Origin of the sequence: Lentzea guizhouensis, assembly GCF_001701025.1 — a bacterium.
Taxonomy (GTDB): domain Bacteria; phylum Actinomycetota; class Actinomycetes; order Mycobacteriales; family Pseudonocardiaceae; genus Lentzea; species Lentzea guizhouensis.
In genome coordinates, this window is the sequence record NZ_CP016793.1 from 9,726,440 (window position 1) to 9,739,427 (window position 12,988).

Below are 12,988 nucleotides of genomic sequence, written 5' to 3' on the forward strand. Positions count from 1 at the left end.
GGTGACCCCGGTTGTGACGATACGGAACGAACGCCCCGGTTGGCAACGATGAGGGCCGACGCCGCACGGAACCGCGAGAAAGTGCTGGCTGCGGCACGGGAGCTGTTCGCGTCGAAGGGCATCGACGTGCCGTTGGACGAGATCGCCGCGCATGCCGGCGTCGGGCCCGGCACGGTCTACCGGCACTTCCCGACCAAGCAGGCGCTGTTCCAGGCCGTCACGGACGCGCGGGTGTCAGCCATGATCGAGTCGGCGTCGACGCCGTCCGGCGATCCCGGCGCGGCGCTGTTCGCGTTCCTCGGGCGGATGGCGGACGAGGCGGCGGCGAAGCGGGACCTGTCCGACGCGATCGCCGTGCCGTCGGAGCTGCGGGACCAGTTGCACGCGGCGCTGGGCGGGCTGCTGGAACGGGCTCAGGCGGCCGGGGCGGTGCGGGCGGACGTGACCACCAAGGACCTGGTGGCGTTGCTGAAGGGGATGCTGCAGAGCCTGCACGAGGGCGCGAACCCCGCGCTGCTGCTGGAGATCGTGACCAACGGGCTTCAGTCGAGCCGGAAGCCGTAGGGCAGTTCGAGCCGGTGGCGCGCGAGCAGGTCGGCGTCGGCGAGGAGCTCGCGGGTGGGTCCGTCCGCGACGACCACGCCGTCGTCGACCAGCACGCTGCGCGGGCAGATCTGCAGCGCGAACGGCAGGTCGTGGGTGACCATCAGCATCGTGCGGCCCAGGCCGAGCAGGAGTTCGGCGAGCTCGCGGCGGGCCACGGGTTCCAGGTTCGCCGACGGCTCGTCCAGCACCAGGACCTCCGGGTCGCACGCGAGCACCGAGGCGAGCGCGACCCGGCGCCGTTGACCGCCGGACAGGTGCAACGGCGAGCGGTCGGCGACCGACTCCATCCCCACCGCCTGCAACGCATCGCGCACCCGGTCGTCCACATCGGACATGCCGAAGTTCTGCGGGCCGAACGCGACGTCCTCGCGGACCGTCGGGCAGAAGAGCTGGTCGTCCGGGTCCTGGAAGACCAGGCCGACGCGGCGGCGGATCTCGCGCAGGTTGGCCTTGGTGACGTCCAGGCCCGCGATCGAGACCGTGCCGGAGCCACCGGACAGGACTCCGTTGAGGTGCAACGCGAACGTGGTCTTGCCGGCGCCGTTCGGGCCGAGCACCGCGACCCGTTCGCCGCGCTCGACCCGCAGGTCCACGCCGAACAGCGCCTGGTGGCCGTCCGGGTAGGCGAAGGCGAGCTTCGAGACGTGCAACGCCGGGGCGGCAGGGGTTTCGGGGACGATCGTGGCCGAGCCTCCCGGCCGGCCGGTCCAGCCGCGCGACACCATCGCGAGGTGCACCCTCTCTCCGCGTTCGTAGGACCGGATGAACAGCGTGCCGACCGACCGCGCCAGCGCGCCCGCCTGCCACAGGAACCGCGGGTCGTCACCGCGGGAGATCCGCGCGATCCGCATCCGCCTCGCCTCACCGACCACGACCTCGCCGTAGCGCAGCATCAGCGTGGCGATCATGATCAGCGGTGCCGGGACGCGCAACCGCTGCAGGCCCCGCAGCAGGTCGCCGGGTGCCGTCGTGGCCGCCAGCGTCAGGCTGACCAGCACCCCGAGCGTGCCCTTGACCAGGATGTTCCAGCCGGCGAGCGTGCCCTCGACCGACACCGACAGTCCGAGGAAGTCCGTGCGCGGGTCCGTGCCGAAGATCGGCAACAGGAACGCGAGCACCACGAACGGCACCTCGATCACCGCGCGCTTGAGGAACCACCACGGCAAGACGCGTGCTATCGCCCACACGGCGACGAGCACCAGGAGGTAGAGGCCGAAGACCGGGAACCACGTGCGCGGGGTCGCCACAACGCCCAGCACCGCCCCGAACGCCACGAGGATCTTCACGTGGGGTGCGAGGCGGTGCACCGGTGAGTCACCGGCGTGGTGCAGGACGTGGTGGCTCCCGCTCATGCCTTGGTCTTTTTGCGCAGCACCCAGAACAAGCCGAACGACAGCGCCAGCACGACCACCACGCCGAGCACGCCCGCGAGGCCGGTGAACCGGTCGTCGCCGCCCAGCGCGTAGTCGGCGAAGGTGCTGCCCGCGAACGGGTGCTCCTGCGCGTGCTCGGCGATCCCGGTGTCCTCGACCGTCTTGTCCAGCCCGTCCGGGTCGCCGGAGGCGAAGTACGACAGCACACCCGCGATCAGCAGCGACACCACCGCGAACCCGATGGAGAACTTCTTCACGACCGCACCTCCAGCGGCTTGGCGCCGCCCTTCAGCAGGTGGACGAGATCCGGCCGGATCGACGCGACCGACGTGACCGTGACGGCGGTGATCAGGCCCTCGCCGATGCCGATCAGCGCGTGCAGGCCCCACATCAGCAGCGCGACCTTGCCGATCTCGACGCCACCGACACCGCCGATCGCGTACTCGGCCACGAAGCCGGTCGCCGCGACCACGGTGTTGACGAACGCCGAGACGAACGCGACGGCCGCGAGCCCGCCCTTGCCCTTCGCGGCGAACCTCCGCAGCGCCACGGCGACGAGGAAGCCGGTCGCGGTGCCGATCAGCGCCATGTTCGTGATGTTGGCACCCAACGCGGTCAAGCCGCCGTCCGCGAACAGCAGCGCCTGCACCACCAGCACGATCGTCACGCACAGCGCGCCGACGTAGGGGCCGACCAGGATCGCCGCGAGCGCGCCGCCGAGCAGGTGACCGGAGGCGCCGGGCAGGATCGGAAAGTTGATCATCTGCACGGCGAAGATGAACGTGGCCACCAGGCCCGCCATCGGCGCCGTCCGGTCGTCGAGGTCGGCACGGGACTTGACCAGCGCGAACCCCACGCCGAGCGCTGCGACGACGAGGAAGACGACCGAGACCGGCGCGTTCAGGAGACCGTCGCTCATGTGCATGGCAACAGGTGACATGAGCCGAGACGCTAATTGCCGGACGTCAGCTGTGGCTAGGACTGTGCAACAACGATTTGAGGGCAACAGCGCGGTGGTCGTCACAGCGTCGCTAGTCATCGGATGAATTCTGCGGTTAGATCCGTTCCGCCGCCGCCACGGCACGGAGGGACGAACAGTGACAGAGCTGTCGCGTAGAACCTTTCTGTACGGTACGGGCGCGGCCGTGGGGGCATCCGCACTGGGGGCGGGCACCTCGGTCGCAGCGCCGACCATCCCCGATACATCGGGTCACCGCGTGCACCGCGACGTGGTCCAGGACGCTCGGATGGAATGGAGGCGGCTCCCGGCGAACTGGGGCGATAGTCCCTTTCTGGCCAATGGATTCCTGGGCGTGCAGGTCTACGCCGGGCGCACTCCGAACGAGCTGAAGCTCATGCTCAGCCACTCCGAGGTCCAAGACCAGCGCGAACACTGGGAGGCCGCGATCGGCCTGTCCAGACTGCCGATCGGGTACCTGACGCTGCGGTTCGCGGGCGCGATCACCGCCGTGGACTGGACGCTCGACCTGTGGAACGCCGAGCTCACCGGCTCGGTGACCACCACGCAGGGCAGCGCCACCTTCACGATGCTGGTGCACAACGCGCGCAGCACGTTCCTCGCGTCCGTGCGCGGCGCCGTGACGTGGGGTTTCCAGCCGCTGGAGTCCTCGACGACCCGCCAGATCCGCAGGCCGGCGGACTACACCGCCAACCCCGCGCCCACGCTCGGGACCGCGAACGGCGTCTCGTACGCCGCGCAGCCGTTGCACGCGGGTGGTGGCTACACAACGGCCTGGTCGACGCGTGACGGCCGGTTCGCGGCTCACGTGGCGTACACACACCCCGCGGAGACGCATACGTCCGATGCGATCCGTGAGGTGCGCACGGCGTTGGCGATCCCGTTCGAGGTACTGCTGCTGCAACATCGCCGCTGGTGGAACGCGTATTACGCCAAGTCGCTGGTCTCGGTGCCGGACAAGCTCGTGCAGCGGTTCTACTGGTTGCAGCTCTACAAGATGGCCGCCGCCACCCGCGCCGACGCGCCCGTGATCAGCGAGTGGGGGCCGTGGTTCCCGGAGCAGGGCAACAGCTGGACCGCTGTGTGGTGGAACCTCAACGTCCAGATCTCGTACCCGCTGGTCAACGGCTCGAACCACCACGAGCTCGACGCCGTGACGACCACGTTGAAGCGCTACGAGCACCACCTCGAACGCAACGTCAACCCGGCTTACCGCGACGGCAACTCCTACGCGATCTGCCACCCCGGCGACCGGACGTTGCGCTCCGGGCCGCGCTACTGCGGTGTGCCCGGCGTGGCGCCGAACGACCACACGGGCAATCTTCTGTGGGCGTGCCACAACGTGTGGCTGGGCTACCGGCACACGATGGACAAGAAGATCCTGAAGGACGTTCTCTTCCCGATCCTCACGAAGGCGGTCAACTACTACGCGCGGTTCCTCGTGGAGGGCGCCGACGGCAAGCTGCACCTGCCGGAGACCCGTTCACCGGAGTACGCCAACGCCACGGACACCACGTATGACCTCTCGTTGATCCGTTGGGGTGTGCGCACGCTGTTGTCCATCGAGGAGAACCCGCGCTGGCGTGACGTGCTGAACCGGCTCGTGCCCTACCACCTGGGCCCGAACGGCGCGTTGATCGGCAAGGACGTGGCGCTCAACGACTCGCACCGGCACTTCTCGCACCTGCTGTGGTTCTACCCGTTGCGCGAGCTGACCTGGGACATGGCCGAGCACCGGGACCTGATCGCGACGACGTTCGACCACTGGGTGTCGCGCCGGGAGGCGTGGGCCGGCTACAGCTACGGCGCCGCGTCCGCGATGGCGTCGGCAATGGGACGGCCGGAGGAGGCGCTGGCGTTCCTCCGCCACTTCCTCGACCGCAAGCAGGTCGGGGCGAACGCGGTGCTGACCGAGAACTCCTTCTACCGCGAGGGCGGCAACCTCGCGATCGAGTCGCCGCTCATGTCCGGCCAGGCCGTGCTGGAGATGATGGTCCAGTCGCACAACGACGTCGTGCGCGTGTTCCCGTCCGTGTCGCAGACGTGGGCTGAGGCGTCCATCTCGTCGTTGCGCACACAAGGCGCGTTCCTGGTCGACGCGTCACGGTCGGGCGGACGGACCGACTGGGTGCAGGTGCACTCGGAGGCCGGGTCGCCGCTGGTGCTCGACCACGGCATCACCGGTGAGATCGACGTGCGCGACTCGTGGGGCCGGCGGCTGGACCACCAGCAGCGCGGTTCGGCCATCGTCCTGCCGTTGCGCCGGGGGCAGACGGCCGTCGTCAGTCGCAAGGGGACTCGTCCGAACGTCGCACCGCGTGATGTGACGGCCAACGGCTCGTCTTCGCGCTGGGGTCTGCCGTAACGTCCGAATTCGAACAACCGGATCGGACGGGTGGGGTGTGCGGTGGACCTTCAGCACTGGCTCAACGAGGCGCTGGCCAACCACGAGAAGTGGACCGCCGACTTCGGCGCCTTCACACCCCACCCGTCCCTCCAGGTCGACCCCGCGGTGTTCGGCTCGGCGCTCGCGGAGCTGCAGGACCGGCTGCGCGACAACTACCCGTTCTTCCACCCGCGCTACGCGGGCCAGATGCTCAAGCCGCCGCACCCGGCCGCCGTCGTGGGCTACCTGTCGGCGATGCTGATCAACCCGAACAACCACGCCCTGGACGGCGGCCCCGCCACCGCGGCGATGGAGCGCGAGGTCGTGGCCGGGCTCGCGGAGATGTTCGGCTACGGCGAGCAGCACCTGGGCCACCTGACCTCCAGCGGCACGATCGCCAACCTGGAGGCGTTGTTCGTCGCCCGTTCGCTCCATCCGGGCCGTGGTGTCGCGTACTCCTCTGAGGCGCACTACACACACTCGCGCATGTGCGGCGTGCTCGGCATCGAGGGTTTCCCTGTGCCCGTGGACGGTCGCGGGCGCATGGATTTGGACGCCCTTGACACGCTTTTGCGGGGTGGGAAGGTCGGAACGGTCGTAGTCACACCCGGAACTACCGCTTTGGGTGCCATCGAACCGGTGCATCTTGTGCTGGAAGTCGCACGCCGTTACGACGTGCGGGTGCATGTGGACGGTGCGTACGGCGGCTTCTTCACCTTGCTGGCGGGCACCGATCTGGCGCCGGAGCCGTGGGAGGCCATCGCCTCGTGCGACTCCGTGGTGGTCGACCCGCACAAGCACGGCCTGCAGCCCTACGGCTGTGGTGCGGTGTTGTTCCGCGACCCGACCGTGGGCCGCTTCTACCTGCACGATTCGCCCTACACGTACTTCACCTCGGACGAGATGCACCTCGGTGAGATCAGCCTGGAGTGCTCACGGGCCGGCGCGGCGGCCGCCGGGCTGTGGCTCACGCTGAAGCTGCTTCCGCTGACCCGCGACGGCCTGGGCGAGGTGCTCGCGGCCGGACGGCGCGCTGCCGTGCGGTGGGCGGACCTGATCCGCGCGTCCGACGCGCTGGAGCTCTACCAGGAGCCCGAGCTGGACATCGTCACGTACTTCCCGCGGACCAGCCCGTTGGTGCTGTCGGCTGTGGACAGTGCGTCGCACCGGGTGATGGAGACCGGCATGAACGCCGCCGTCGACCCGGTGTTCCTGAGCGTGGCGCGCGCCTCGAAGGAGGCGTTCGCGGCCCGGCATCCCGAGGTCACGGCCGATGTGGACGGTGCGCGGGTGCTGCGCAGCGTGCTGATGAAGCCGGAGTCCGAGGACCACGTCGACACGCTGCACGCGCGGGTGCTGAGCTTGCTCTGACACGCCGAAAGGGGCGGTCCGCCGCGGGGTGGTGATTCCCCGCACAGGCAGACCGCCCTCGCGCGTGACCTGGGCCTGGGAGCGGTGACTCCCCCGGCCTCAGGTCTCGCGGACGTCCGGGTCAGCCGTGCTTGGCGCGCCGGCCGGAGCGGCGCGGTGGCAACGGCGTGTCGCCCCGCAGGTCGAGGCGCCGCTGCTCGCCGTTGGCCTCGAGGTGCGTGACCATGCGGCGCAGCATCTCGGCCAGCGACTGGGCCTCCGACGACTCCAGCGGGTCGCTGACGAAGACCTCCTCCTCGTTGAACTTGGGGAAGAGGTCGGCCATCAGTTCTTCACCCTCAGGGGTGAGACGCAGGACCGCGAGGCGCCCGTCGGTCGGGTGGCCCATGCGCTCCAGCAGGCCTCGTGACTGCAGCGTCTTGGCGACGCCGGTCAGGGTGCCCTTGGAGATGCCGGCCTCCTCGGCGACGTAGCGCGTCTCCATCTCGCCCCAGATCCACACGACCCAGAGCACGACGAAGCCGGTCCAGGTCAGATCGCTGGTGCGCAGCACCGAGTTCTCGAGGTGCTGGCGGATCGCGGTGGCGGCGCGGTGGATGTTCGACACCGCCGCCATCTGCTCGCGATGGAGCGGCACCGCACCGAGTTTGGCCTGGACGGCCTTCTCGGTCTCGGCAATCGTGTGGTGACCAGACAACTCAAAGTCTCCCGTGCTCGAGCTCAGGTGTTCCCGGCACAATACTTGCGGTTCCGAACTATGTCTTCGACCTGGTGGTTTCGATCCGGTGCGAGTCTTCTAGCGCTTTGATCACGATGCCACATCGTGCATGATCTCGTGACGGTCGTCACCCGTCCAGTTACGGACTGTTGCCCCGTGGTGGACGATGAGTGTGGAGCCACCCAGCTGAGACCGATCACGGTCTTCGCTCCACGGACGGGTCGATAGCGTTTGCCCCACAACGTTATCCCCTCCGCGCCAGCGACACACTGTGCCGGAAAGGTGCTTTGACGTGGTCGGTGAACAGGTGACACGGGAACTCGCGGCGAGACTCGGCGAGGACGGCATCGACGTGGTGCGCGTCGTCTTCCCCGACCTGCTCGGCACGGATCGGGGCCGTGACGTCCTCGTCGAGCACCTACCGGCGGTGACCCAGCGCGGGCTGTCGTTCTGCCGGGCCGTGTACAGCACCACGCCGGGCGGCAAGACCACCGAGAACGGCGGGGTGCTCGACGCCGGGCTGCCCGACGTGGTCGTGGTCCCCGACCTCGACACGCTCCTGCCCATCCCGTGGGAGCCGGGCGTGGCCTGGTGCATCGGCGACGCGGTGAGCCCCGCTGACGAAAGACCTGTCGACGAGTCACCGCGGCAGGTGCTGCGACGGGCGCTGGAGGTGTTCGAGACCACCGGTCTCTCGCCGGTCATCGGGCCCGAGCTGGAGTACTTCCTCTGCGAGCCCGACGAAGATCGCCCGAACGGGTGGCGGCCGTACTGCGACGAGCCGGGCAACGTCTACGCGACCGGGCGCCGCGGCGACTCGGACGGTCATCTGCTGAGAACTCTTCGAACATTGAGCTCGGCCGGCCTGCAGACCACCGGCGGGAACCACGAGTACGCCGGCGGCCAGTTCGAGATCAACCTGGTGCACTCGCCGGCGATGGACGCGGCCGACCGGGCCTTCCGGTTCAAGACGTCGGTCAAGGAGCTCGCCCGGCGCGAGGGCAGGCTGGCGACGTTCATGGCCAAACCGTTCAACGAGGGCGGCGGCTCCGGCTTCCACCTGCACCTGTCCTGCCACGAGAAGGACGGCCGCAACGCGTTCCAGGCCGCCGGCACCTCGCACGGCCTGTCGGACGAGGCGCGCTGGGCGATCGGCGGCATCCTCACCCACGCCCCGGCGCTGGCCGCGCTGCTCAACCCGACGGTCAACTCCTACAAGCGGTTCGGGCCGGACTCGCTCGCGCCGTGGCTGATCGACTGGGGGCTCGACAACCGCAGCGCGATGCTGCGGGTGCCGGCCGAACGCGGCGAGACCACCCGGCTGGAGCTGCGCCTCGGTGACGCGAGCGCGAACCCGTACCTGGGCATCGCGGGCCTCATCGCCGCCACCTACCTGGGCATTCGCGACCGGATCGACCCGCCGCGGCCCTCGGCGGGCTACGGCTACGACCCGTCGAAGGCCCCGACGCTGCCCGCCACGTTGCCGGACGCCCTGGCCTACCTGGAGGAGGACACGGCGATGGTCGAGGTGCTGGGCAAGGACTTCGTGCGGTCCTATGTGGACTTCAAGTGGGAGGAGGTGGCCCGGTTCCAGCGGTTCGTGACCGACTGGGAGTTCACCGAGTACGCGTACCACCTATAGTTCACCCGCGATGACTGCACTCACGGACCGGCTCACCTCGATCGCCGACGAAGACGAACTGTTCGACACCTTCTCCGGGTGGGCCGCCGAGCGCGGCCTGGAGCTGTACCCCGCGCAGGAGGAGGCGGTCATCGAGCTCGTCTCGGGGGCGAACGTCATCCTGAGCACGCCCACGGGGTCGGGCAAGAGCCTGGTGGCCATCGGGGCGCACCTGGTCGCCATGGCCGGCAACCAGCGCAGCTTCTACACCGCGCCGATCAAGGCGCTGGTCTCGGAGAAGTTCTTCGCGCTGTGCGAGGTGTTCGGGCCGGAGAACGTCGGCATGATGACCGGCGACGCCTCGGTGAACGACCAGGCGCCGATCATCTGCTGCACCGCGGAGATCCTCGCGAACATCGCGCTGCGCGACGGCGTGACCGCCGACGTCGGCCAGGTCGTGATGGACGAGTTCCACTTCTACTCCGAGCCCGACCGGGGCTGGGCGTGGCAGGTGCCGCTGATCGAGCTGCCGCAGGCGCAGTTCCTGCTGATGTCGGCGACGCTGGGCGACGTCACGTTCTTCGAGAAGGACCTGACCAGGCGCACCGGCAGGCCGACCGCCGTGGTCCGCTCGGCGCAGCGCCCGGTGCCGCTGAACTTCCAGTACGTCCTCACGCCGTTGCACGAGACGATCGAGGATCTGCTGCACGGCCGTGAGGCGCCGATCTACGTCGTGCACTTCACCCAGGCCGCCGCGCTGGAACGCGCGCAGTCGCTGATGAGCGTCAACGTCGCCACCAAGCAGGAGAAGGAGGCGATCGCCGCACTGATCGGCGGCTTCCGCTTCTCCTCCGGCTTCGGCAAGACGCTCTCGCGGCTGGTGCGGCACGGCATCGGCGTGCACCACGCGGGCATGTTGCCCAAGTACCGCCGGTTGGTCGAGCAGCTCGCGCAGGCGGGCCTGCTGAAGGTCATCTGCGGCACGGACACCCTCGGCGTCGGCATCAACGTGCCGATCCGCACGGTCGTGTTCACCGCGCTGTCGAAGTACGACGGCACCCGAACCCGGATCCTGAAGGCCCGTGAGTTCCACCAGATCGCGGGTCGCGCCGGCCGGGCGGGCTACGACACCGTCGGCACTGTCGTCGTGCAGGCGCCCGAGCACGAGGTCGAGAACCGCAAGGCGGTGCTGAAGGCGGGCGACGACCCGAAGAAGAAGCGCAAGATCGTCCGCAAGAAGGCGCCCGACGGGTTCGTGTCGTGGAGCGAGTCGACGTTCGAACGGCTCGTGGGCGCCGAGCCGGAGCCGCTGACGTCGTCGTTCCAGGTCTCGCACGCGATGCTGCTGAACGTGATCGGCCGCCCGGCCGGTGGCGCGTTCGCGGCGATGCGGCACCTGCTGGAGGACAACCACGAGGACCGCCCGAAGCAGCTCAAGCACATCAAGCGCGCGCTGGCGATGTACCGGGCCCTGGTCGCGGCGGGCGTCGTGGAACGCTCCGGCGACGACTTCCGGCTGACGATGGACCTGCAGTTCAACTTCGCGCTGAACCAGCCGCTGTCGCCGTTCGCACTCGCCGCGATCGAGCTGCTGGACCGCGAGGCCCCCGGCTACGCCCTGGACGTGCTGTCGGTGATCGAGTCCACTTTGGACGACCCGAGGCAGATCCTGGGCGCGCAGGAGCACAAGGCCCGCGGCGAGGCGATCGGCGCGATGAAGGCCGAGGGCATCGAGTACGACGAGCGGATGGAGCTGCTGGAGGACGTCACCTACCCCAAGCCGCTGGAGGAGCTGCTGGAGGCGGCGTTCCTCACCTACCGGCGTGGCCATCCGTGGGTCGGCGACTACCACCTGTCCCCCAAGTCCGTCGTGCGCGACATGTACGAGCGCGCGATGACGTTCACCGAGTACGTCTCGTTCTACGGCCTGGCCCGCTCCGAGGGCCTCGTGCTGCGGTACCTGGCCGACGGCTACAAGGCGCTGTCGCAGACCGTGCCCGAGGAGGCCAAGACCGAGGAGCTGCAGGACCTGATCTCGTGGCTGGGCGAGCTCGTCCGCCAGGTCGACTCCTCCCTGATCGACGAGTGGGAGAAGCTCACCAACCCCGACGGCACGGTGCAGGAGGTCCGCGTGGACCAGCCGCCCGCCGTCACCCGCAACACCCGCGCCTTCCGCGTGCTGGTCCGCAACGCCCTGTTCCGCCGCGTCGAGCTCGCCGCCCGCCGCGACTGGTACTCGCTCGGCGAGCTGGACCACGAGTCCGGCTGGACCGCCAAGGAGTGGATGGACGCCCTGGAGCCGTACTTCGAGGAGCACTCGGACATCGGCACCGGCCCGAACGCGCGCGGCCCGGCGTTCCTGATCATCAACGTCGAGCCGGAGCGCTGGGTGTGCCGGCAGATCTTCGAGGACCCGGCCGGGGACAAGGACTGGGGCTTCAACGCCGAGGTGGACCTGGCGGAGTCGGACGAGCTGGGTGAGGCGGCGCTGACGATCACGGACGTGGGCAGGCTGTAGGCGGGCGATGATCGCGGTGAAGCACGTCGTCCTGGTCGCCGACCACGAGCAGTTCTCCGTCCAGGACGCGGACGCTCACGACCGGGTGATGCGCGCCGGAGCGGCGGTGGATTCCGAGCGTCCCCCTGGCGGCTGGACCGCGGACGCGGTCCACGTGCACCGGATCGGGCTGGAACCGCACTCGATCTCGGTGGGGACAGCGCGTGCGGACCTCGTCGAAACGGTCCTGGCGGTCCACGCCCGCCCGCCGCACCTGGCCGTCGAGGCCGAGCACGTCGTGGAAGCCGACCTCGACGTGCTGACCGGGGTCGTGTCGATCGTCGGCTGCGCGGAGCTGCCCCGGCCCGAGGACGCGCTGACCGTGACGCCTGGCCGGTACCGCGCGCGAGTCTCCTACGTCCCGTCAGCTCCCCCCGCCGGCTCCTACCCGGACGCACCCGGCGACCACTTCAGCTACCGGATCGACATCTGGCCGGCCACCGCGCCCGGCGCCCTCACCGTGGTCAGGCAGGGACCATCGCCCTGGTGAGGCTGATCCGCAGCACGGCGGCGACGCGCACAACCCGGCGTCGTCCTTTCGGCCGCCCATTGGCCGTCACGAGTCGAACTACTCGCCGTGGCACCCACGCCGAGTCGGTTCCGCGACCGGGCCGGGGACCGTTCGAAAACCCTGTTGAACCCGAACGACTGAACTCGGCCACGGCCCGCACACACGGCCGCCGCGCTGTGGGACAAAAGAGTTAATACCGCTGCAGAGAAGGCGCGGCACCACCGGACTCAATGCGGCCGCCGGATGGTCCGGACCATGTCGATTCGACCGTGCACTTCGGGCTTGGCCTGGGTCTACCAGGCAGGAAAAGCCGACGTTGCGCCGTTTGCCAGGTTCTAAACGTCGAAAGCGTCACATTTCAACTAGCCATCATAAGTGGTGGCCAGTTGAGACAAGGCCGTGCTGAGACGGAATGGGTGCGCGATTGACCGGGTGGTCCGGTTGAGGCAACATCATTGCACTGGACCTCGATGGTCGAGATATGGTGTTGCACCAGTGGGGGAAATGTCCGCGCTTGTCCTCAACAGCCGCGCCCGCCCACTGGCGCCGCACAACGGGAGGATTGAAGTGGACCCGGCACTGGACGCGCTGCGCGACCGGCTGGCGGAGATCATCGCGTCACCGCCGGACAACACCGACGAGCTCGTCGACACGCTGAGCGGTCTGGCCAAGCTCTCGAACCAGTGGTCAGAGGCGATCCAGGCGTTGCGCGCGCCCACCCGCAGGCTGATCGGCCCGGCCGCCGCCGCCTCGGTGAGCGTGGCGGCCCGGCGTGCCGAGGAGTCGTTCATCGAGCTGGAGATCACGCTCGGTGACGCGCTGGCGGCCCAGCCGAGAGCGCTCCGGCCGTCCTGAGCCCGATCAGG

General features: G+C 69.2%; 11 protein-coding genes and 1 pseudogene. 7 read left to right on the plus strand and 5 right to left on the minus strand.

Annotated elements, in window-relative coordinates; all coding sequences use genetic code 11:
- Nucleotides 1-48 precede the first annotated feature (48 nt).
- Nucleotides 49-564, plus strand: coding sequence for a TetR/AcrR family transcriptional regulator (locus BBK82_RS46150; RefSeq protein WP_065920559.1), 516 nt, complete (start codon nucleotides 49-51; stop codon nucleotides 562-564).
- Here BBK82_RS46150 and BBK82_RS53515 read toward each other — a convergent pair.
- From BBK82_RS53515 to BBK82_RS46165, 4 genes and pseudogenes are all read right to left on the minus strand, one after another.
- Complete coding sequence (locus BBK82_RS53515) at nucleotides 543-1,331, minus strand: energy-coupling factor ABC transporter ATP-binding protein (RefSeq protein WP_065921903.1); 789 nt, start codon at nucleotides 1,329-1,331, stop codon at nucleotides 543-545. The genes BBK82_RS46150 and BBK82_RS53515 overlap by 22 nt on opposite strands.
- Nucleotides 1,320-1,958: pseudogene (gene cbiQ, locus BBK82_RS53520) on the minus strand (cobalt ECF transporter T component CbiQ); the annotation flags it as partial. The pseudogene cbiQ and the gene BBK82_RS53515, both read right to left, overlap by 12 nt.
- The gene (locus BBK82_RS46160; protein WP_065920560.1) at nucleotides 1,955-2,236 is read right to left on the minus strand and encodes a PDGLE domain-containing protein; all 282 of its coding nucleotides are present in this window, start codon (nucleotides 2,234-2,236) and stop codon (nucleotides 1,955-1,957) included. The gene BBK82_RS46160 and the pseudogene cbiQ, both read right to left, overlap by 4 nt.
- Complete coding sequence (locus tag BBK82_RS46165; RefSeq protein WP_065920561.1) at nucleotides 2,233-2,919, minus strand: energy-coupling factor ABC transporter permease; 687 nt, start codon at nucleotides 2,917-2,919, stop codon at nucleotides 2,233-2,235. Before BBK82_RS46165 ends, BBK82_RS46160 begins: the two co-directional genes overlap by 4 nt.
- Before the next feature lie 373 nt (nucleotides 2,920-3,292).
- Here BBK82_RS46165 and BBK82_RS46170 point away from each other — a divergent pair, with 373 nt between their 5' ends.
- Together BBK82_RS46170 and BBK82_RS46175 are read left to right on the plus strand one after the other, a co-directional pair.
- Entirely contained in the window at nucleotides 3,293-5,323 is a 2,031-nt protein-coding gene (locus BBK82_RS46170; RefSeq protein ID WP_335618026.1) for a glycosyl hydrolase family 95 catalytic domain-containing protein, read from the plus strand.
- Between the two features lie 42 nt (nucleotides 5,324-5,365).
- On the plus strand, nucleotides 5,366-6,715 hold the full coding sequence (locus tag BBK82_RS46175) for a pyridoxal phosphate-dependent decarboxylase family protein (protein WP_065920563.1): 1,350 nt from the start codon (nucleotides 5,366-5,368) through the stop codon (nucleotides 6,713-6,715).
- 121 nt (nucleotides 6,716-6,836) lie between these two features.
- On the opposite strand, the gene BBK82_RS46180 is transcribed toward BBK82_RS46175, so the two are convergent.
- Nucleotides 6,837-7,352, minus strand: coding sequence for a MarR family winged helix-turn-helix transcriptional regulator (locus BBK82_RS46180; protein ID WP_237047954.1), 516 nt, complete (start codon nucleotides 7,350-7,352; stop codon nucleotides 6,837-6,839).
- 373 nt (nucleotides 7,353-7,725) lie between these two features.
- Between BBK82_RS46180 and BBK82_RS46185 the strand changes: the two genes are divergently transcribed.
- The 4 genes from BBK82_RS46185 (at nucleotide 7,726) to BBK82_RS46200 (ending at nucleotide 12,977) form a co-directional block, all read left to right on the plus strand.
- Nucleotides 7,726-9,075 carry a glutamine synthetase family protein gene (locus tag BBK82_RS46185; protein WP_065920565.1) on the plus strand — a complete coding sequence of 450 codons (1,350 nt, stop codon included), beginning with the start codon at nucleotides 7,726-7,728 and terminating at the stop codon, nucleotides 9,073-9,075.
- A 10-nt stretch (nucleotides 9,076-9,085) separates the two neighbouring features.
- On the plus strand, nucleotides 9,086-11,572 hold the full coding sequence (locus BBK82_RS46190) for a DEAD/DEAH box helicase (RefSeq protein WP_065920566.1): 2,487 nt from the start codon (nucleotides 9,086-9,088) through the stop codon (nucleotides 11,570-11,572).
- Between the two features lie 7 nt (nucleotides 11,573-11,579).
- Nucleotides 11,580-12,101, plus strand: coding sequence for a hypothetical protein (locus BBK82_RS46195; protein WP_065920567.1), 522 nt, complete (start codon nucleotides 11,580-11,582; stop codon nucleotides 12,099-12,101).
- Nucleotides 12,102-12,689: 588 nt separating this feature from the next.
- Nucleotides 12,690-12,977 carry a hypothetical protein gene (locus BBK82_RS46200; RefSeq protein ID WP_065920568.1) on the plus strand — a complete coding sequence of 96 codons (288 nt, stop codon included), beginning with the start codon at nucleotides 12,690-12,692 and terminating at the stop codon, nucleotides 12,975-12,977.
- The last annotated feature ends 11 nt before the right edge of the window (nucleotides 12,978-12,988 follow it).